A 22,339-nucleotide genomic window follows, 5' to 3' on the forward strand; every position below is an offset into this window, starting at 1 on the left:
AAGATGAAACCATATCAATCTTAAAAATAAAAACAAGTACCGAGTTGTAATTTTTAATTGATGAACCGTAATATTATTTAATAGGAATACATAAATCTACAATAAACTTGTTTTCTGGATGTTCTGCAGCATTGTTGTAATAGATTTCAAAAGGATCTGTTTTAGATTTTTCGTAACCAGTTTTTACCATAAATGCAAATGATGCTTCCCAAGCTTGCTGAAATTGATGAGGTGCAATTTCTAACCTAGAAACAATACATTTTGTTGGACTTAAAATTCTAAGGTCAATTTCTCCATCTAAATCAATCGGATCATTTAAAACCATACAAGCGCTCATTCTAAGGTTATTTGGGTCTGTAATTTTAGGACTATCGTGGTAAATTGTTACCATTCTAGTTTCATTATTTATCAATCCTTTTGGCGTTGCCCATTTAACCAATCTATTATATACACTGCCAATGGCTTCCATTTTTCCTTTATAAGAAATGTAAGCTAAATCTAATCGTGGTATTTTTTTAATTTCTGGTGATGTTTTCATTTTTAACCAATTTAAGGTGTTATTTAGATTGCAAATATATTGCTCAAAAGTAACAGTTACTTTTCCAATCTTGCTTTCTGTTTTGTTGATTTGACTAAACTTATAAACACTTTCGGTTTTAAATTTTTTTGGCGAAATTCCGTAGAAATTTTTAAATGATTTAGAGAAAGAAGATAAACTGTCAAAACCAACATTTATGGCAACATCTGTAATACTTTTTTCTTTTTGATGAATTAAAATTGAAGCCGCTTTTTCAATTCGATATCTATTTATAAAATTTTGCAAAGTTTCGCCGACAATAATTTTAAATAATCTATGAAAATGAAAAGGAGAAGAATTTACTTCTTTAGAAATAATTTCTAAAGACAGTTTTTCTGATAAATTATTTTCTATAAATACTATAGCTTTATTTAAACGAACAATATTATGATTTGCTATTTTGCCTGAATTCATGTTGTTTTTTCTGAAGAATATAAAACGTAATTCCGCCGGTAAAATAAAGAATAATGTCTATAAAATCTTTGGTATATCTTGCCATAAATTTAGGGAAAACAAACTCGAACAAGACACTATATAGCACGCACAAATATAAAATTATTGGCAAACTTAACTTATAATTTGGATCATTTCTAGACCATTTAAGTACAATTAAGCAACAATATAAAACAATGGGAATTATTAAAAAATCATTTAAATAAAAACGAATTATATTTGGTAATCGAATAGCAAAATATTGTAAAAAATAAACAGAAGTACCTGTTATTAAAGAAAAAAGAAAATAATAAAACAATATTTTTTTCATACTAACCTGCAGCAACCATTGCTATAAACCAAGCCAAACCTGCACCAATTAAACTAACAATTGTAATTACAGAATACAACATCCAACCGAATATTCTATAAAAAATATTAGAGTGATTTTTAAGTCTTTCTGCTAAATTAGGATTCTCTTTTTCGTAAATTACTTTTTCTATTTCTTTTTGTTCTACAGCTTGTTTTTTTAATTCTCTCTTTTTCTGATGAGAAATTAAAGTATTGCAATTTTTACAATATTCTCTATTTGTATTAAATACACCACAATTAGGGCATTTTACGATTCTTTTAGAAGCCATAATTATTCTTTAAAAGAGTAAAAATTTTTATTTTTAAAAGGTCTTATTATTAAGCGAGTTTCTCTATCGAAACGAATATAATTATACACCCAATTTAAAAAAACAATGGCTCTATTTCTAAACCCAATTAAAGAAAAAAGATGAACAAACATCCAAACAAACCAAGCAAAAACACCTTGAAATTTCCATTTTGGTAAATCTACAACAGCCTTATTTCTTCCAATAGTAGCCATCGAACCTTTATCGTTGTATACAAATGGTTTTAACTCTTTATTAAATAATTTAGCAATAATATTTTTGGCAACTAAATTACCTTGTTGTATTGCAGGTTGTGCCATCATTGGATGTCCGTACGGATTTTTGTCATTAGACATACAAGCAACGTCGCCAATTGCATAAATGTTAGTATAATTTAAAACCTGATTGTATTCGTTTACTTTAATTCTTGCGGCTCTTTCAATTACACATTCTGCTTCTAAACCATCAATAGTTTGTCCTTTAACACCAGCTGCCCAAATTACGGTTTCTGCTTTAAAATGATCTTCTCCGTTCGTGGTTACAGTTTTACCATCGTAATCTAAAACTCGTAAATTTTTCCAAACATTAACGCCCAACTTTATTAAAAAATCTTCTGCTTTTTCAGAAGCTTGGGCACTCATTCCTTTTAAAATTTCACCAGAACTTTGTATTAAATTTATTTGCATTTGACGTATGTCTAAGTCTGGATAATCTTTAGGTAAAATTCCTTTTTTCATTTCTGCCAAAGCACCAGCCAACTCAACGCCTGTTGGTCCGCCACCAACAATTACAAAATTCATTAAAGCTTTTCTTTCTTCGTAATTAGATGTTAAAAGTGCTTCTTCAAAGTTTTCTAAGATTAAACTTCTAATGTTTAAAGATTGAGGTACAGATTTCATTTCCATTGCATATTTTTGGATGTTGGTATTACCAAAAAAGTTAGTTGTAGAACCTGTTGCAATAATTAATTCGTCGTATTCTAAATTGCCTATAGAAGTTTCTATAGTGTTTTTGTCTGTATCTATTTTATCTACCTCTGCCAATCTAAAATAGAAATTGTCTACATCATTAAAACGTTTTCTTAACGGAAACGCAATAGAATCTGGCTCTAAACCACCAGTAGCTACTTGATATAATAAAGGTTGAAAAGTATGATAATTGTGTTTATCTATTAGCACAACTTGTAACTCTTGTTTTTCTAGTCCTTTTGCTGCAGCTAAACCTGCAAAACCGCCACCAATAATTACAACTCTTGGAAAACTAGTTTGTGGTATGTTCATATTGATGTTAAAACTTTTAGATTTTATATTGAGAAAAACAAATTTACAGAAAACAGATGATTTCTTATTTGAATCTTCTTTTTATTTCTGATAGAGCTAGGTTAGAATTGATAAAATCTGCAATAATTTTCACTCTCAGAATTTCAATATCATTGTCAAAATATTTTGCCCATTTATCATTCTTAAATAAATGCATTATTTGTTTGCTTCTTTTTTGAGCTTCGGATAAGGAAAATAAATAAAGAACTTCTTTCTCTTTTTTAGGACGAATTACAACTGTTTTTTTATCAAAATTCACATCAATATAAAAGTTTTTTTCTGATGAATTAATAGGGTAGAAGTCGTCCCATTTAGCAAAAGCAGTAACCGTATTCTGATTTTTATAATTTTTATTTGCAATCAATTTCCATCTACAATTAGCAACTCTTCCCCAATGGTTTGATTTTCTATAAACACCTTCATCAGTATAGAAGTACATACTATTCGATTTGCTAACATAAACAGTCTTTTTTGGTAAATCGAAATCATCAATTTGTGTAAATTCACAAAAAGTATGTTTAAAAAAATTACTTTTATTATAGGTTTTCAATCGTAATTATTTAATCACTAATTTTCTAGAAGGTTCTCTGTAAAATCCGTTTACAATTATAGAATCTTTTTTAAATTCTACGTTTGCAAAAGCAGATGTGTTTTCTGTATCTACCATTCCTTTAAAGGTTAAATAATGCACGTTGTCTTTTAACTCATATGCTCCGGCATGATTATGACCGTTAAAGAAAAATTTAACATTGTCATAAGGTTTAATTAGCGCTAAGAATTGTTCTCTATTCCAAATGTTATGTTGATCTATTGGAAAGATAGGGAAGTGGCAGTAAAACCCTACTTTTTCGTTGTTTTTTGTTGCAATATCTAATTCATTCTTAATCCAACTTAATTGTTTTAAACTTAATGCACCATTCCATTTTTTTACAAAAGGTAGGTTTTTATCCTTTAGTAAATTAAAAATTGAGTCAGTTTGTCTTTTTTTATCCTTAGAAAGAGCTCCAAAAAAACTTAAATCATTACCGTCTAAAACAATAAATCGCCAACCGTTTTTTACGATACTGTAATATCTATTTTTTAAATTTAATTTTTTAATTACTTCTTTTTTCAAAGAATCTTTTACTTCAAAATCATGATTTCCTAAAACATGATATGTTTCTGATTTTAATTTATGCCAAGTTGGTAAAATACTATCTAAGCTTTTAAAATCTTTGTCAATAAAATCACCTAAATGAATGGTGTAAAGTAAAGAATCTCTATTTAAAGTGGCTACAGCTTCTTTTAATCTTGTAGGTGCTTTTTTATAGTAACGATCCCATTTTACATCACAATGGCAATATTGGCAGTCTGAAATTACACCAATTTTGAAGTTAGTATTTTCTTCTTTCTGACAAGAAACAATACTGATTAGGAAAATGAATATGAAGAATACTTTTTTCATTGTTGTATATTTTTTACAAATATATTACAATACAAAAAAACGCAATCAATTTAATGATTGCGTTTTATTGACTTTTTCTTTTTTTGGGGGATTTTATTCTTTTACAAATCTTTTTACGCCAATATTATTACCTGTTGTTGTAATTTTTAAAAGGTAAATTCCGGTACTAAGTTTGCTAGTGGTTATTTTTTTTAGTCTGCTTAAAAGTACTTTTTGTCCTTGTAAATTATATACTTCAACTAGCTTTATATCTTCTTTTATCTTAATATTTAAAGTATTTATTGTTGGGTTTGGGTACACCGAAAATTCAATTTTATTTATATCATCTAATCCTGCTACAGCAGAAGCTCCAAACTCATAAGCTCCCAGATCTACAGTTGTATCAAATATTCTTGTATTACCAAGTATATCTGCGTTAATATCTGCGGGTATTTTAGAGTTATCTCCCATATTTATAGCAGGAGAGTTTGCTTGTAAACTAAAAACTTTTGAGTTTTTAAATAAAGGGTCTGATGTTATAATATTCTGTTTGTAAGTTACTTTAGAAAAATTATCAGAATCTAGACTATTACTCACAAGCATGTCTGTAACCGAAGGATAAGGTTCGTTGCCATTTCTACCTAGTACTGGTATAATATCACCATTTCCGTCTGTGTTATTCCAAAATATACTATTTGAGATATCTGTTTTAACAGTACCGCTTGATAACCCTACATTAATAATTGGTAAATCATTACCAGCAGATGGTACTCTATCACCTGTATTGTTAGCAAATGTGTCATTTATAAATTTTGCATTTATTTTAGATGAAGCTCTATCATTTCTAAACCAAATAACTCCAGAACCATTTACATTATCTGTAATATTGTTTACATAAAGAGAGTTTATACTCGTGAAATTTAATGTTTTACCAGTATTTGGTCTACAGTAAAAAACATTGGCAAAAGCACCTAAATTATTACCAAAAACTGAATTTGAAAATAGCACTGAAACATTAGAAGAACCATCGATAGCTTTTATACTTCCGCCACGACTATTAGAATTGTTTAAAATATTACTATTATTTAAAACAAAGTTTTTTACAGATGGTAAAAGTGTTATTGCGCTTCCTTCTTTTTCAATTGCCGAGGGGCCGTTTCCAAATCCACCTTTAATTGTAAAACCATCTATTAAAACATCTTCTGCACTAACCTTTACAATATTGTAACTATTTTCTGCCATAGTAGCGTTAGTAAATGTAATTGCACCAAAATCATCATTATTTAAATCTCCAGATAAAATTGTCGGGTTGTTTTCAACGTCTCTTTCTGAAATTAAGGTTTCTGTTCCATCAAAACCTCCATATAACTTTATACTGTTATTCGAAATTATGTTAAAAGATTTTGTTCTGTCAGAAGCGTCTGGTGTATACGTTCCTTTAGCAACCCAAATTTCTGTAGTTGAACTGCTAATATTTTCTAGAGCACTTTGTAAACTAATATTTGCATTTGCCCAAGAGCTTCCGTTTCCATTTACATTCGACGAGTTTTTATCTACATAAATTATAGCTTGATTAGCAGGTTTAATTATTGTAAACTTCTTAACCGAGGCTTTTGTTCCGTCTGAGTAAATTATATAAATAGAGCCGTTTACTTTGTCTATGGTCATATTTATAAAAAAGTTAGAGCTGTTACTAATAATTGATGTGTTTGGTAAGTTAGACCAACTGCTCGTATTAGAATTATAGCTTTGGAAAGAGATTTCTGCAGAATTTTTTTCTGCATACATGATATATAATTGATTATTTACAAAGTTTTTTCTGAATTGAACAATATCATTTATGGCACCAATTCTTTTTACTTCGGATGTGTTATTATAGATTACTACCTCATTAACAGGTTCTGTCATACCACTTGTATTATTATATCTAGCAGATATATCGAAAGCAGCAACATAATCATTATCAGATATTCCAGAAATATTTTTTAGAGTTAATTCTGGGTTTCCTCTGTATGTATTTGGTCTAATTGTAAAGTCTGTTACACCGTATCTGTCAACAGAAATTTTATGCATTTCCCATGCTGTTCTTGTTTGATTTACTCTATTGGCGATATAAAACCTATTAAATGAATTAAAATCGAACTTGTTTTCTGTACCAAAATATTTAGGAGCCGAATATTTGGTTATAGAACCCGATACTTTCTTTTCAACAACTACAAATCTATCATTGCTTTCATGTCCAGAAAATCGCATATCACCCGCTGCGTTAAATTGAATTTGAACTTTATGGTTTTTAAGAGTAACATTATAATTCATTATCAAAGACCAAGATGTACCATTAAATGTATAGGCATACAAAGTAGAATCTGTTGTGTCTCTATATGCAACTACTGGTTGATTGTTGATAGGATTAATGGCTAAAGCTATATTTATTGCATTTTCACCTACCAATGTACCTTGAGGAACCCAATTCGTACCATCAAACTTTTTAACAGATATTTTACTAGAACTTAGCGGTTCTACAATAGCTACATATGGTTCACCTGTTGATGGGTCTGTTGCTATGGCGCCATCAGAGGCAAAGTTGGTAAATTGTGTTGTACCAACTTGAGACCAGTTTTGTCCAAAAGTTGTTACCGTTACAAATAACACTAATAATAGTAATTTTAATTTCATTTTTTCTTTTTTTAATTTGTTGATGTAAAAATGAAAAAAGTACTAGTTGTTAGAGTAAATTATTTTGTGAACCGTTTAAAAAATTTAGTGAACCGTAAATTTTATTAAAGTGCTAAAATGTATTATTAACCATTTTTAAAAACGCATCTTTTCTATCTCTGGCAATTGGTATGGTTCTTTTATTTTGCATAACAATGTGTATTCCGTCTTTTTTAATAAGTTCGTCCATAAATTTTAAATTAATTAAATAGGAACGATGAGGTTTGTAAAAAAGAGGTTTGTTTGCTAATTGATCTGTAAAATGTTTTAAAGTTTTACAAATGGTTTCTGATGAGCCATTAATCAAATGCACTTTAGTGTATACACCATCTGCCTCAAAAAATAAAATTTTGTCATGCGATATAAACTTAATACCTCTTGGTAAGTCTAACGCAATTTTATTAAGTGCTAATTGCTGAAAAGATTTTTCTAAAGTTAGTATTTTATCTTTTACTGATAAGTTTTCTGATATTGCTTTTACTTTATTTACAGCAGATTTTAGTTCATCAGAATCTATAGGTTTAAGTAAATAATCTACGGCAGAAGTTTTAAACGCCTCAATTGCGTATTGATTATAGGCAGTTGTAAATACTATTTTAAAATCTATGGGTTCACCTTTAAAATAATCTAAGATTTCTAAACCAGATTGTTGGGGCATTTCAATATCCAATAAAACGAGTTGAGGTTTTTTTGATTTTATGATGGATACACCTTCACTTAAATTAGAGGCTTGATAAATAGTATCTATACCATTGCATTCTTCTTCTAACAATGTGGCTAAAACATTTCTAGCATGGCTTTCATCATCTATTATTAAAACTTTCATAAACTTATTGTATTGGTATTTTAAGTATTACTTTGGTGCCTTTTGGGTTACTAGCGTTGTCTAATTTATCTATAATTTCTATTTCTATCTTTTCTGAAGTTGTAGAGTTTATGAGATCTATTCTTTTTTGGTTTGCTTTTGTTGCAAAAGATTTAGGAAATTTAGTTCTATTCTTTATAATCTCAGAGGCGTTTCTGCCAATTCCGTTATCATCAACAGTACAAATAATTTTTTTGTTTGTTGAATTCAATGAAAAATATAAATTTAAAAGTTTACAACCATTTTTATGTAATAAGCCATGTTTTATGGCATTTTCTACATAAGGTTGTATAAATAAAGAAGGTACAAATATTGTTTTTGTGTTTACTTTATCATCTACAGAAATAGTAAAAATAAGTTCGTTATTAAATCTATCTTTTTCTAATTCTAAATAGAGTTTTAACGCTTTAATTTCTTCTTCTAGAGTAATATTTGTTTCTTGGCTGTGTTCTAAATAGGTTCTTATTAATCTAGAAAATTTAACTAAATACTGTCTAGCTAATTTTTTTTCGTTTAAAATGATGTAATCCTGAATAGAATTTAAAGCGTTAAATATAAAATGAGGATTCATTTGCGATCTAAGATTTTCTAATTGAGAAAAAACCAAAGCTTTACTAATTCTCTCTTTTTCTAATTCTTTTGCCTGCAATCTTTTTAACCTTTTTGTTTTTGTGTTTACATAAGTAATCGTTAGCAGTACAATTAAAAGCAAACCAATTAAAATAAACCACCATCTTTGATAAATTGGGGCAAGTACTTCAAAATTTAATTTTATTGTTTCCGAATAATTCTTACTAAATTTATTTTTTCCGCGTAATTGAAAGATATAACTACCTGGTGCTAAATTTATAAATTTAACAAAATCTACTTCTTCCCTTAAAACCGTCCAATCTTTATCTTTTGCAAATTTATATTCATAAATAGTATGTTTAACAGATTGGAATTCTTTGGTGTTAAAACTTATATCAATATTACTTTTATCGTAATTTAAAACATATTTTTTTTTAATTTCTACTGGTTTTTCTTGAATAGATATCTTTGTAATATAAATAGATGGTGGCTTCTTCTGCTTAAAAATCTTAGTCTTATTAAAGCCATAAACACCTAAATTATTGGTGTATATTAAAAAATCACCTAAAATTTCTAAATCTTTAATTTTATAAGAGTTTATACCGTCTTGCTTGGTTAATACTTTTACTTCATTTAAGTTGCTATTATAATATTGCAAACCTTTATCTGTAGAAATCCACAAACTTTCATTATCTGCAGTTATACAATTAATATCATTAGATGCAAGACCATTTTTTTCATTTAAAATATAGATAACTTTATTGTTTTGAATACCTAAAATACCGTTATCATATGTTGCAACCCATATTAGCCCATTGTTTGTTTCTACAATATTAAAACCATAAATAGGTTTATTGTTATAAGTAATGTTTGGTTCTCTTAAATAATTTTCATCATAAACTTTTAAACCTTCTACATCTGCTAAGAATATTTTTTTATTTAATTTAGAATAAATAGATTCGTGAGATCTAATATGACTAATTTCGTGACTCTTTTTAGAATGAACAACTTTTGTACCCGATGAAGAGCTAATAAGATACGTAGTGTCTTTAATAAAAGTTACAGATTTTATAGAACCGAATTTATTTAATTTTCTTTTTTGATTAGAATTACCAAAATAAACTAAATTTTGATAGTCGGATAAGTACAGAAGTGTGTTGTTGTTTTTATTATAGCTTAAAGCTCTTATTGGAGTTTTATCTGTAACTAAATTTTTATGTAGCTTATTTGTTTTAATATTTAGTTCTAATAACTCTCCATTTCTTTTGGCTAAATAACAAATAGAATCGTTTTTTTTCTCTATAATTTGTACGTTTTTAAAAGTGTTATATTGCTTTAGATTTTTATTAGGTATTACAAATACACCATTCTTTAATGTAGCTACCCAAATGATATTATTTTTATCTTCAATAATATCGGTTATCATTTTATCTTTTAAAAAATGAGTCTTAAGAATTAATTGGCCTTGATTAAATTCTGTAATAAAAATTCCTTTATTAGTTGCTATGTATAATTGATTATTGATAATTGTTATTCTATCAATTTTAGAGTTTTTTAATTTTGGTGGAAGTTTAATTTGAGTTGTAGATTTACGTTCTATATCTAAAGAAACTAATAGCGACTTGTTTAAGATGTTGTCTTTAAAAGCAATTAATACATTATTGTTATGTATTGTAAAATGAGAAAAATATGTGAGTTTTTCTTTGTTCTTTAATTTAAATTTAGATTTTTTAAACAGAGTATCTAACAATACAACGTTATTATCTCTATTTAAAAAAAGGTACTTGTTGGGCAATGTAATCCCTATGCTAGTAGTATTTGCTTTACTAAAAATAGATTCTCTCTTTTTTGTATTGATATTTATACAAACAATATTGTCTCGCTGCCTTATTAACAATTTTTTATTAAAGAAGTTATAGTCTGCAAGTTGACCTTTTAATTCTTTTTGATAATCGTTAAATAAAACAAGTTTATCATTTTCTACATAAAAAAATTGGCCTGCAATATTATTACACCAAATTCTTCCTTTCGAATCAATTTTTAGGTTAAAAAGAGATCTTCCTTTTTTATCTGGATGAGAGAATTGCTTAAATACTTTTCCGTCATATCTATGCAGCCCTTTATCTGATGCGAACCAAATAAAACCATCTTCATCTTCTATCATAGAATAAAATTCTATGTCTGGTAAACCATCTTTATCTGTTAAATGTATAGATACTGGTTCTTGTGCGTTACTAGAAATAGCATTACAAAAAATAAGAAATAAGTATAAAATTCTTAGTAATTTCAATAGGGTTTAAATTTGGTTATAAATTTACTAATTTAAATACTTTAGTTTTCAATTTTTTAGTGAAGCGTTTATTTCTTGTAATGAATAGTTCTTTGTATTAAATTAATTATTTGTAGCGAGTTTATCACAAAGAAAAAACGCAATCAAATTAATGATTGCGTTTTCATATATTTAAAAATATAATTTTCTTTTTTTAAAGATGCTAAAATTAAATTAGCATAAGCGTTTTATTTTATCAGCTTACTTAACTTCTTCGAAGTCTACATCTTCTACGTTGTCACCTTGATCTGCATTACTAGCTTCTGGTTGACCTTGTTGTGCACCTGCATCTGCGCCACCTGCAGCTTGTTCTGCAGCATACATTTCTTCAGAGGCAACTTTCCAAGCTTCATTAATCTTTTCCATAGCAGCGTCAATTTGTGCTAAGTCTTTAGATTCATGAGCAGCTTTTAATTCTACTAAAGCAGCTTCAATTGGTCCTTTTTTATCATCAGATAATTTATCACCAAATTCTTTTAATTGCTTTTCTGTTTGAAAGATCATAGAGTCAGCTCCATTTACTTTTTCTGCAGTTTCTTTAGCAGCTTTATCAGCCTCTGCATTTGCTTCTGCGTCTTGTCTCATTTTCTCGATTTCTTCTTCAGATAAACCAGAAGAAGCTTCGATTCTAATTTCGTGAGATTTGTTTGTTCCTTTATCTAAAGCAGAAACTTTAATAATACCATTGGCATCAATGTCAAAAGTAACTTCAATTTGCGGTACACCTCTTTGCGCTGGTGGTAAACCATCTAAATGGAAACGACCAATTGTATTGTTATCTGCTGCCATTGCTCTTTCACCTTGTAAAACGTGAATTTCTACAGATGGTTGATTATCTACAGCAGTAGAGAATACTTGAGATTTTTTTGTAGGAATAGTTGTGTTTGCATCTATTAATTTAGTGAAAACATTCCCCATTGTTTCGATACCTAAAGATAAAGGTGTAACATCTAATAATAATACATCTTTAACATCTCCAGATAAAACTCCACCTTGTATTGCTGCTCCTAAAGAAACAACCTCATCTGGGTTTACACCTTTACTTGGCGCTTTACCAAAGAATTTTTCTACAGCTTCTTGTATTGCAGGTATTCTAGTAGAACCACCAACTAAAATAATTTCATCTATTTCAGAAGTTGATAAATCAGCATTTTTTAATGCAGTTTTACATGGCTCAATAGTTCTTTTAATTAAATCATCAATTAACTGCTCAAATTTAGATCTGCTTAAAGTTCTAACTAAGTGTTTTGGTCCGCTTGCTGTTGCTGTAATATACGGTAAGTTAATTTCTGTTGAAGCAGAAGAAGATAATTCAATCTTCGCTTTTTCTGCAGCTTCTTTTAAACGCTGTAAAGCCATCGGATCTGTAGTTAAATCCATGTTTTCATCAGCTTTAAATTCTGCAGCTAACCAATCTATAATTTTAGCATCAACATCATCACCACCTAAGTGAGTATCACCATCAGTAGCTAAAACTTCAAAAACTCCGTCTCCTAATTCTAAGATAGATACATCATGTGTACCACCACCAAAATCAAAAACAACAATTTTTTTATCATCATTTGCTTTGTCCATACCATAAGCTAATGCAGCAGCGGTAGGCTCGTTAATAATTCTTTCTACTTTTAAACCAGCAATTTCTCCTGCTTCTTTAGTAGCTTGTCTTTGTGCATCGTTAAAATATGCAGGTACTGTAATTACAGCAGAAGTTACATCAGATCCTAAATAATCTTCAGCAGTTTTTTTCATTTTTTGAAGCACCATTGCAGAAATTTCTTGAGGTGTATATAAACGACCATCAATATCTACTCTAGGTGTATCATTATCACCTTTTACTACTTTATAAGGTACTCTTTTAACTTCGTTAGAAGATTCAGAAAATTTATTACCCATAAAACGTTTGATAGAAGAAACAGTTTTAGTTGGGTTTGTTACTGCTTGTCTTTTTGCAGGGTCACCAATTTTACGTTCTCCTCCTTCTACAAAGGCAACAATAGATGGTGTAGTTCTTTTTCCTTCGGCATTAGGAATTACAACTGGCTCATTTCCTTCCATTACAGAAACACAAGAGTTTGTTGTTCCTAAATCGATTCCAATTATTTTACTCATAATAATTATTTTATATTAATTTTTTAAATTCAATTTTACATTCACACTACAGTCAAAGGGTGTGCCAACTAGTTTTTTCTTGTTAAATGTCAGTTTTTTTTAAAAATGACGAATTATTTATGTGACATTATGACATAAATTGCGTCTAATTTATTGAACACAAAGAATATTTGAATACAATTTTAAATTCCTTATATTTGGATAGTTCAATTAATTTTTTAAAAAATAAACAAAAAATCATGAGTAAATTTGACGAGAAAGTAGCACAGTATTCTAAGTTTATGGACGAAAAAGGTCTAAGTTATGATGCTGATTTATTAAAAGCGGTAACTAAAGGTTTAGGACCATCTATTTATAAAAGAGATGCAGAAACTGTCTCTGGTTCTGATGCAAAAGAATTATTAACTGTTAAGAAAAATTTCTTAATGAAGAAGTTAGGTTTAGAAGATGGACCAAAATTGGACGAAGCTATTGCTAAAGTTGTAGATGCAATTGGTAAATCTGAAAGAAATAAATACAGAGCAGTTGTTTACTATATGTTAGCTAAAGAGTTTAATAAAGAGTCTGTTTACGGAATGTAGAAATATATCTTTTTAAATTATATAAAAAAATCCAACTCATTGAGTTGGATTTTTTACATTTACAGCATATTTATTAATCATTTTTACGAATGTCGCAATTTATTAGTGTTTTTGATATGTTAAAGATTGGCGTTGGCCCATCTAGTTCACATACATTGGGTCCTTGGCGTGCTGCAGAACAGTGGGTTAAAACGTTAAGAGAGCATAATCTTTTAGAAAAGTTAGATGCTGTAAAAGTAGATTTGTACGGTTCTTTATCTTTAACAGGTAAAGGGCATGCTACAGATTTGGCAATTTTATTAGGTTTAAGTGAAGCAGACCCTGAGTATATACCAATAGAAGACGTTTTTATAATTGTTGATAGAATTAACACGCAAGAAGAACTCTATTTTAAAGGAGGAAAAACAATACCTTTTTATAAAGATTCTATTGTTTTTAATAGAGATTTCTTACCATTTCATTCAAATGGTTTAACTTTTCGAGGTTTTTGTAAAGGTGAAGAAATTTCAACAGAAACTTATTTTTCTATTGGTGGCGGTTTTATTGTTCAAGAAAATGATCATTTAGAAGAAGAAATAGAAATCAATAAAAAGAATTTTCCGTATCCAATAAATAGAGCAATACAGTTAGAAGAATATTGTGAAAAAGAAAATTTATTAATTTCTGATATTGTTTTTAAAAATGAATTAGAAATAAATTCCGCAGAAAAAATTGATGCAGAATTGTCTAGAATTTGGGATACAATGCTAGAGTGCATGTATATTGGTTGTCATACAGAAGGTACCTTACCTGGAGGTTTAAATGTAAAGAGAAGAGCCTTTGGTACGCATCAAAAATTAATAAAAGATGCAACCTACAAAAACCCGAAAGAATGGATTAAGGCAATTAGAAGTACAGAAGTAAAATTTAGAGAAATCTTAAAATGGGTAAGCTGTTTTGCATTATCTGTTAACGAAGTAAATGCTTCTTTAGGAAGGGTAGTTACAGCGCCAACAAACGGAAGCGCAGGTGTTATTCCGGCAGTATTGATGTATTATTTGGTTATAGAAAATCATGAAGCAGATTTTAAACAAATTAAACAATTCTTATTAACTGCTGGTGAAATTGGTAGTATTTTTAAGAAAAATGCTACAATTTCTGCGGCAATGGGTGGTTGTCAGGCAGAAATTGGCGTTTCATCTGCAATGGCAGCCGGTGCATTAACAGAATTATTGGGTGGTACACCTGCTCAATCTCTATCTGCAGCAGAAATAGCAATGGAGCATCACTTGGGTTTAACATGCGATCCTATTGGTGGTTTGGTACAAGTACCTTGCATAGAACGTAATTCGATGGGCGCAATAAAAGCGATTCATGCAGCAGAAATTGCCCTAGAAACCAATCCTAAAGAATCTTTAGTACATTTAGATAAAGTAATCGATACCATGTGGGAAACTGCAAAAGATATGAATAAGAACTACAAAGAAACATCTGAAGGTGGTTTGGCTGTAACAGTTAGAATGGTAGATTGTTAATTTTTAGGAGTATTTAATTTTTTATCAATAAAATAAGAAATTAAAACTCCTAAAAAGTAAGCTAAAAGGTCTAACCAATCAAAAGTTGCGCCTAAAACAGTAACCGCTATTTTGTTATTTTGTAAACCAATAATTTCTATCAATTTTAAGAATTGGAAAAACTCTATGGTAAATGAGAATATTAAAACGGCCATAGCTAATTTTATTGAGCTGCCCTTATAAAATATTCTACAAAAAGCAAACAGTAAAACAGTTACCAATGCATCGCCTATAAAAGGTCTTATAAATTGGTCTCTTACAAATAAAGCAATAAAGACCTCTATAAAAAGTATCAGTAAAAAGATTAAAAGATATTTTTTATTGACTTGCATTATCTTGTAAATACCAAATCGTTACCAGAAGACATCTCTTCCGAAAAACGATATTTATCAACATTAAAGCCTTTTAAACCTTCTATAGTTTTAACATCGTTTTCTATAATATAACGTACCATTAAACCACGGGCTTTTTTGGCATACGTCATAATTGTTTTATACTGTCCGTTTTTAAAGTCTTTAAAAACAGGCGTTATCATTGGCAGTTTTAATGTCTTTTTTGGTAATGCTTTAAAATATTCTGAGCTTGCCAAATTTACAAGTAATTCGTCATCAGTTAATTCGTTATTAAGAGAATCTGCTAAATCATTACCCCAAAACTTATACAAATTTTCTGTTTTGCCTACTTTTAATCTTGTTCCCATTTCTAAGCGATATGGTTGAATTAAATCTAAAGGTTTTAGTAAACCATACAAGCCAGAAAGAATTCTAAGTTTTTCTTGCATTACAGGTATTTTATCTTCTTTTAAAGTTGTTACATCAATTCCTTGAAAAACGGCTCCGGTAAAAGAATAAATAGCTTGTTTGGCATTCTCTTTTGTAAAAGGAGTGCTCCAGGCTTGATTTCTATCATAATTAAGTGCAGCTAAATCATCAGAAATTTTCATTAATTCTGATAATTTATTTTTAGAAATTGATTTTAATTTTTTGTTCAATTTTTCAGATTTATCTAAAAAACGTGGTTGTGTAAAGATTTCTGTAGATGCTTTGCTTTCAAAATCTAGAGACTTTGCTGGTGATATTATGATTTTCATTTTTATTTAAAATTGAAAAATTAGACTTGTAATTTTGTTTGATAAAAATACAAATGATTGTCTATAAAATAGTACTAAATATGTAGTAAATTTTGATGTTTGTATCGATAAAATTTATTTATCTTCACAAAGAAAATTTATGATTTTTAATGATAAAAATTAGAGAGAAATTTCAATACAGAGAATCACGCTTTTATAAGTATGTAAAAAGCCACCAAAAATATGCTCCGGTATTTTTTTTTATGGGTGGATTTATTTGGGATTCTTTAACGCTGGGAAGAATTGATAGATTGTATGATATTGTAATCTTATGTACATATATTACACTTTTAACAGTAAGTATTTATGTTTACAACTTAGTTGATGGAGAAAAATGGAATAACACCTTTTTTAGAAAATATGAAGCTTATTTACCGTTAGCGATTCAGTTTTTTCTGGGAGGATTAACAAGTGCTTATGTTATATATTTCTCTAGAAGTGTTTCCTTATCAAAAACGGCATCTTTCTTTCTCATTTTACTCTTTTTATTATTTGCAAACGAATTTTTTAAGAAAAGAGTTTCTAATAAATACTTGCAGTTTGGCGCTTATTATTTTGTGAATTTTACTTTTTTAAGTTTTTTTATTCCGGTAGTTTTAAAGGAAATGAGCACAGAAATATTTTTAATTTCTGGTTTAATAAGTTTAGTTTCTACATTTTTATTAATAATTCTTGTTTACCGAAATAGTTATTCTACAAGAGTAGAAATGGTAAAATGGAAAATGATTGGGTTAATTTTTAGTATTTATCTATTAATCAATACTTTTTATTATTTCAGACTGATTCCGCCTGTTCCTTTAGCATTAGATAAAGGTGTGGTAGCTCATAATATTAAAATAGAGTCGGGTAAGTACAAGGTTTCTTACGAAGTAGATGATTGGTATATTTTTTGGCGAGATCATAAAATAGATTTTAATAGAACTATTAATAAACCCGTTTATATTTTTACTTCAATATTTGCACCTACAGATCTAAAAAAGAAAATATACCATCAATGGAAAAGGTATAATGAAACTACCAATAGTTGGCAGAACCTAGATAAAATAGGTTTTGAAATTACCGGAGGAAGAGACAGTGGTTATAGAGGTTATAGTTATAAAAATAACGTAAATGATGGTATGTGGAAGGTAGAGGTAGTTACAGAAGAAGATTTGGTTTTAGGTGTGGTAGATTTTAATATAAAGACAGATAAATCTTCAAGAAAAACCAACTTAAAAGTTAGAGAATTTTAAAACGATCTAGGTTGTAGATTTTATATCTATTTAGAAATTCTTATTTTTAACAAATCATTCAAATTCATTCAACTTTATAGATTTAAAACAAATGCTTTTAAATCTTGAAATACTTCAATCATGAAAAAAATTACAACACTATTATTCTTATTTGTTTCAGTAGCACTTTCAGCACAAACAGATGCCAAAATTTACGATATTATTAATGCTGTTTCTGCGGATAGAATTAAAGCTGATGTTAAAAGGTTAACAGAGTTTGGTACTCGTAACACATTTTCTGATACTATTTCTAATACACGAGGTATCGGAGCCGCAAGAAGATGGATAAAATCTGAATTTGAATCTATTTCTAAAGATTGTAACAATTGCATTGATGTGTTTTATCAGAAAGATTTTGTAACAAAAAAAGGAAACGGAAGAGTACCACATGATGCTTGGGTTGTAAATGTTGTTGCAGTTCAAAAAGGAACAAAATATCCAAACAAATATGTAATTATGAGTGGTGATATCGATTCTAGAGCTAGCAATACAATGGATTTTACAACGGATGCACCCGGAGCAAATGACAACGCATCTGGAATGGCAGGAACTATTGAAGCGGCAAGGGTTTTAAGTAAATATAAATTTGAAAGTAGTATTATTTATGTTGGTCTTTCTGGCGAAGAACAAGGTCTTTTTGGAGGTGCAGGTTTGGCCAAATATGCAAAAGAAAATAATTGGGATATTATTGGGGTTTTAAATAATGATATGATTGGTAATATCGAAGGAGTTGATGGAGTAATTGACAACAGGTCTTTTAGAATTTTTTCTGAACCAGTACCAGCAAATGAATCAGAAAGAAAAAGAAGAATGAGGCGTTTTTATGGTGGAGAAGTAGACGGTATTTCTAGACAATTAGCAAGATATATTCATAAAAATGTAAAAACATATATGCCAGAAATGAATCCGATGATGATTTACAGATTAGATAGATTTGGAAGAGGTGGACATCATAGACCTTTTAACGATTTAGGTTTTGCCGGAATTAGAATTATGGAAGCTCATGAAAATTATACACAACAGCACCAAGATATTAGAACCGAAAACGGAATTAATTACGGTGATACTTTTGAGCACGTTAATTTTCCGTATGCAAAAAAATTAACCGCTGTAAATGCAATTAATTTAGCAAGTTTAGCTTGGGCTCCAGAAGCACCCAAAGAAGTTGCCATTGGCGGAATAGTTCAAGCTAGTGCAAAATTAAAATGGAGCAAAGTAGAAGGGGCTAAAGGCTACAAAATTTATTGGAGAGACACAACATCGCCAACTTGGGATTATTCTAGATATGTAGAAACAACAGAATTTACTTTAGACGGTATTGTTATAGATAATTTCTTTTTTGGTGTATCTGCCGTAAGCGAAAACGGGCACGAAAGTGTTGTTGTTTTTCCGAATAAAATATGGAGATAAAGTGATTTTAAGAATTTTAGTTATCAGTTTCCTATTTGTTTCTTGTTCAGAAGCATATAAAAAACCGAACTATGTTAAATTCAATATAACTTCAGATTCAATATTTGTTACTACTAAAAATAAAAATGTTTCTAATATATTTATTAAAATAATAGATAATAATACTACTGAACGGTTTGTAGATATAGATAAATTGGACGAAAAAGTTCTATTAAAATTTAATAAGTCTATTGTTGATACAAATTATATATTAGAGAATTATAAATTTTATGGTTATTATGGTGTTTCTAATTTAAAGAGATATGATACACTCTATAATTATCAATTGCCATTTTTAAAGGGTAAACGATATAGAGTACTTCAGGCAAATTTTGGTAGTTTTTCACATTATAAAATTACTTCTAAATATGCTTTAGATTTTAAGATGAACATTGGTGAAGAAATTTGTGCAATTAGAGACGCTATTGTAGTAGATGTAAAAAATCATTTCGAAAAAAATGGTACAAGTAAAAAGTATTTAAACAAAGCAAATATTGTTTTTGGTATGCATAATGATGGTACTTATGTTCAATATGCGCACTTTAAGAAAAATGGAGTGTTGGTTAAAAAAGGGGATTCGATTAAAAAAGGTCAAATTATTGGTTATTCTGGTAATACAGGTTTTTCTTCAGAACCGCATTTGCATTTCACTATTTATAAGCCAACAAAAAATGGTTTGGTTTCAATTCCTTTTACCTTAAACGCTGTTCCTTCTGTTAATTATAAAAAAGGTATGTATGCAAAAAACAACTAAGCCAGAATTATATTTTAAAAACGATGTAGAGTGGAGGAATTGGCTTGCAGATAATCATCAAAAACAGCAAGGTGTTTATTTAATTTTTTATAAAATTGAAAATGAAGAAGCATCTATGCGATGGGAAGAAGCGGTAAAAGTAGCGATATGTTTTGGTTGGATAGATTCTACTATTAAAAGCTTAGGAAACGGAAAAAGAAGACAATATTTTTGTAAACGAAACCTTAAAAGTGTTTGGAGTGCTTTAAACAAAAAATATGTAAAAGAGTTAATTTCTAATAACTTAATGCATAAAAGTGGTTTAGAAATAATTGATATTGGAAAGAAAAATGGTTCTTGGAATGTTTTAGATGAAGTTGAAAAAGGTATTATTCCAGATGATTTACAAATTGAGTTTAATAAAAATAAAACAGCTTTTGATAACTTTAATAATTTTGCACCAAGTTATAGAAAAAGCTTTTTGTATTGGTTAAACCAAGCAAAAAGAAAGAATACTAAAGAAAAAAGAATTGCAGAAATAATATCTCTTTGCGAAAAAAATATTAAATCTAGAGGAAATTGGTAATATGCAAACTGAAAAACTTAAGTTAGTACACACAAATATTCGTAACATAATTATACCTAATTCGGTTTATAAACCCTTTGTAGATAAATTAAAGAATCGTGTTAAGGTTGCATTAGTTTTTAATAATATTCAACTTAATTTTTACGCTGCAATAAAAAAAGACAAAATTTCTGGGGATTATAAAATGATGCTTAGTAAACAGAAACAAAAAGAATTGGGATTGTCTTTAGGAGATGAGTTTTACATTCAACTTTTTCAAGATACTTCTAAATATGGTGTAGAAATGCCAGAAGAACTAGAAGCTGTTTTAATGAGTGATTTTGATGCTAATCAAATTTTTGAAAGTTTTACAGCTGGTAAAAAAAGAAGTATAATCTACGGAGTGCTTCGTTATAAAACGAGTCAACAAAAAATTGATAAATCTTTGATTATGTGCGAAAATTTAAAGCGCGGAAATCATGAGCCAATTAAAATGTTTAAGTTAGATTAAAAAAAAAAGAAGCGATTTCTCGCTTCTTTTAATTTTTACAAACCACTTATAAAGTTACCGTAAGGATCTTTAAATTGTGTACCTTCAGTAAATCTGTGTTTGCTAAGTTTATTATATTCTACCAAAGCCCACAGCACAAATTCTTTCATAAAATAAGTGTCTGTTTCATTTATGTTTGGTTGATACTTTGTAATCAACTTTTGCAACGGTTCTATTTTATCTAATTCTTTTTTATATTGCTTATCAGTATAATCATCTAATAATTCAAAATCAGTATCAACATTAAAAAACCAAGAAACAATGGTGTCATAAGGAGATTCTTCTTCTTGTTTTTCCAATTTTTTAATTTCAGGAAAATAATCAGGAAAGAGATTTTTGATAGCAGTTTTTATTAATTTTTCTGCAACCACATGTGCGCCCTCTTGTTCACCTTCATAAACCAATTCTACTTTACCAGTAATAGCAGGTATTATTCCGTCAAAATCACTTAAACGAATCATTGTTTTAGAGTCGCCAGATATAATTGCTCTTCTTTCGGCTGTACTTAGTAAGTTTTCAAAAGCAGAAATACTTAACCTAGCACTTACACCACTTTTGGCATCGATGTATTCACTATCTCTAGCTTCGAAAACAATTTGTTCTAATAAATCCTTTGCCAACTCAGGCACTTCTATAAATTCTTTTTGCGATGCAACTTTATTTGCTTCTTGCGCAGTAATTATTTTAGCTGTTTCTATATCTGCAGGATAATGTGTAAGAATTTGAGAGCCAATTCTATCTTTTAAAGGTGTAACAATACTACCTCTGTTTGTATAATCTTCTGGATTTGCAGTAAATACAAATTGCATATCTAAAGGCAATCTTAATTTAAAACCACGAATTTGAATATCTCCCTCTTGTAAAATATTAAACAAAGCCACTTGTATTCTTGCTTGTAAATCTGGCAATTCATTAATTACAAAAATACATCTGTTTGCTCTTGGTATCATTCCGTAATGAATTACTCTGTCATCAGCATAACTCAATTTTAAATTTGCCGCTTTTATAGGGTCTACATCACCAATAATATCGGCTACAGTAACATCTGGCGTTGCTAATTTTTCTGCAAAACGTTCGTTTCTATGCAACCAAAATATAGGGGTGTCATCTCCTTTATCTTTAATTAATTCTATTGCAAATCTCGATATTGGATTTAAGGGATCGTCATTAATTTCAGAACCTTTTACAACCGGAATGTATTCGTCTAACAATGTTAACATCAATCTTGCCAATCTTGTTTTTGCTTGCCCACGTAAACCTAATAAATTGATGTTATGTTTACTTAAGATAGCTCTTTCTAATTCTGGTATTACAGTATTCTCGTAACCATGTACGCCTTTAAAAACCGTTTCTTTATTCATCATTTTACTGATGAGGTTTTCTCTTAATTCGTCTTTTATTGATTTAGATTCGTATCCAGATTTTTTTAAATCTCCTAATGTATTTATGCCGCTTATATCCATTTGATTTTTCTTTTAGCTATTCTCTTTCGCTTGCAGTAATAAAACTT

19 protein-coding genes are annotated in these 22,339 nt (G+C 29.0%); 7 read left to right on the forward strand and 12 right to left on the reverse strand.

Annotated features, from left to right (window positions below; all coding sequences use genetic code 11):
- Positions 1-73: 73 nt before the first annotated feature.
- The 9 genes from ACYPV9_RS08155 to dnaK all read right to left on the reverse strand — a co-directional run bounded on the left by ACYPV9_RS08155 (position 74) and on the right by dnaK (position 12,998).
- Entirely contained in the window at positions 74-991 is a 918-nt protein-coding gene (locus tag ACYPV9_RS08155; protein ID WP_459742906.1) for an AraC family transcriptional regulator, read from the reverse strand.
- Positions 992-1,341: 350 nt separating this feature from the next.
- Positions 1,342-1,650 carry a hypothetical protein gene (locus ACYPV9_RS08160; RefSeq protein ID WP_299064926.1) on the reverse strand — a complete coding sequence of 103 codons (309 nt, stop codon included), beginning with the start codon at positions 1,648-1,650 and terminating at the stop codon, positions 1,342-1,344.
- A 2-nt stretch (positions 1,651-1,652) separates the two neighbouring features.
- Entirely contained in the window at positions 1,653-2,948 is a 1,296-nt protein-coding gene (locus ACYPV9_RS08165; protein WP_459742908.1) for an NAD(P)/FAD-dependent oxidoreductase, read from the reverse strand.
- 64 nt (positions 2,949-3,012) lie between these two features.
- Entirely contained in the window at positions 3,013-3,537 is a 525-nt protein-coding gene (locus ACYPV9_RS08170) for a hypothetical protein (protein ID WP_459742910.1), read from the reverse strand.
- Positions 3,538-3,543: 6 nt separating this feature from the next.
- The gene (locus ACYPV9_RS08175; protein ID WP_459742912.1) at positions 3,544-4,431 is read right to left on the reverse strand and encodes a metallophosphoesterase; all 888 of its coding nucleotides are present in this window, start codon (positions 4,429-4,431) and stop codon (positions 3,544-3,546) included.
- Positions 4,432-4,524: 93 nt separating this feature from the next.
- Positions 4,525-7,086: a T9SS type A sorting domain-containing protein gene (locus ACYPV9_RS08180; protein WP_459742914.1), complete on the reverse strand. Its 2,562-nt coding sequence runs from the start codon at positions 7,084-7,086 to the stop codon at positions 4,525-4,527.
- A gap of 112 nt (positions 7,087-7,198) precedes the next feature.
- Positions 7,199-7,951 (reverse strand): LytR/AlgR family response regulator transcription factor, encoded by a 753-nt coding sequence (locus ACYPV9_RS08185; RefSeq protein WP_299064931.1) that lies wholly within the window; start codon positions 7,949-7,951, stop codon positions 7,199-7,201.
- A gap of 4 nt (positions 7,952-7,955) precedes the next feature.
- Positions 7,956-10,850 carry a sensor histidine kinase gene (locus ACYPV9_RS08190; RefSeq protein ID WP_459742917.1) on the reverse strand — a complete coding sequence of 965 codons (2,895 nt, stop codon included), beginning with the start codon at positions 10,848-10,850 and terminating at the stop codon, positions 7,956-7,958.
- A gap of 240 nt (positions 10,851-11,090) precedes the next feature.
- The gene (dnaK, locus tag ACYPV9_RS08195; RefSeq protein ID WP_459742919.1) at positions 11,091-12,998 is read right to left on the reverse strand and encodes a molecular chaperone DnaK; all 1,908 of its coding nucleotides are present in this window, start codon (positions 12,996-12,998) and stop codon (positions 11,091-11,093) included.
- A 239-nt stretch (positions 12,999-13,237) separates the two neighbouring features.
- On the opposite strand from dnaK, the gene ACYPV9_RS08200 reads away from it, so the two are divergent.
- A complete protein-coding gene (locus ACYPV9_RS08200; protein ID WP_077811369.1) occupies positions 13,238-13,579 on the forward strand; it encodes a DUF2853 family protein in 342 nt (113 codons plus the stop codon).
- A gap of 89 nt (positions 13,580-13,668) precedes the next feature.
- Positions 13,669-15,093, forward strand: a complete 1,425-nt coding sequence (locus ACYPV9_RS08205; protein WP_459742922.1) for an L-serine ammonia-lyase — start codon at positions 13,669-13,671, stop codon at positions 15,091-15,093.
- On the opposite strand, the gene ACYPV9_RS08210 is transcribed toward ACYPV9_RS08205, so the two are convergent.
- Entirely contained in the window at positions 15,090-15,464 is a 375-nt protein-coding gene (locus tag ACYPV9_RS08210) for a ribosomal maturation YjgA family protein (protein WP_459742924.1), read from the reverse strand. The genes ACYPV9_RS08205 and ACYPV9_RS08210 overlap by 4 nt on opposite strands.
- Entirely contained in the window at positions 15,464-16,222 is a 759-nt protein-coding gene (yaaA, locus tag ACYPV9_RS08215; protein ID WP_459742926.1) for a peroxide stress protein YaaA, read from the reverse strand. Before yaaA ends, ACYPV9_RS08210 begins: the two co-directional genes overlap by 1 nt.
- Before the next feature lie 149 nt (positions 16,223-16,371).
- On the opposite strand from yaaA, the gene ACYPV9_RS08220 reads away from it, so the two are divergent.
- The 5 genes from ACYPV9_RS08220 to ACYPV9_RS08240 all read left to right on the forward strand — a co-directional run bounded on the left by ACYPV9_RS08220 (position 16,372) and on the right by ACYPV9_RS08240 (position 20,790).
- Positions 16,372-17,493: a DUF2914 domain-containing protein gene (locus ACYPV9_RS08220; RefSeq protein WP_459742928.1), complete on the forward strand. Its 1,122-nt coding sequence runs from the start codon at positions 16,372-16,374 to the stop codon at positions 17,491-17,493.
- A gap of 120 nt (positions 17,494-17,613) precedes the next feature.
- Positions 17,614-18,942, forward strand: a complete 1,329-nt coding sequence (locus tag ACYPV9_RS08225) for a M28 family peptidase (RefSeq protein WP_459742930.1) — start codon at positions 17,614-17,616, stop codon at positions 18,940-18,942.
- Between the two features lies 1 nt (position 18,943).
- On the forward strand, positions 18,944-19,735 hold the full coding sequence (locus ACYPV9_RS08230) for a M23 family metallopeptidase (RefSeq protein ID WP_459742932.1): 792 nt from the start codon (positions 18,944-18,946) through the stop codon (positions 19,733-19,735).
- Positions 19,719-20,300: a YdeI/OmpD-associated family protein gene (locus ACYPV9_RS08235; RefSeq protein WP_459742934.1), complete on the forward strand. Its 582-nt coding sequence runs from the start codon at positions 19,719-19,721 to the stop codon at positions 20,298-20,300. Before ACYPV9_RS08230 ends, ACYPV9_RS08235 begins: the two co-directional genes overlap by 17 nt.
- 1 nt (position 20,301) lies before the next feature.
- Positions 20,302-20,790, forward strand: coding sequence for a YdeI/OmpD-associated family protein (locus ACYPV9_RS08240; RefSeq protein ID WP_299064940.1), 489 nt, complete (start codon positions 20,302-20,304; stop codon positions 20,788-20,790).
- A gap of 35 nt (positions 20,791-20,825) precedes the next feature.
- On the opposite strand, the gene ACYPV9_RS08245 is transcribed toward ACYPV9_RS08240, so the two are convergent.
- Positions 20,826-22,292 (reverse strand): MoxR family ATPase, encoded by a 1,467-nt coding sequence (locus tag ACYPV9_RS08245; protein WP_459742936.1) that lies wholly within the window; start codon positions 22,290-22,292, stop codon positions 20,826-20,828.
- Between the last annotated feature and the right edge of the window lie 47 nt (positions 22,293-22,339).

This window comes from Polaribacter sp. OB-PA-B3 (assembly GCF_054589375.1).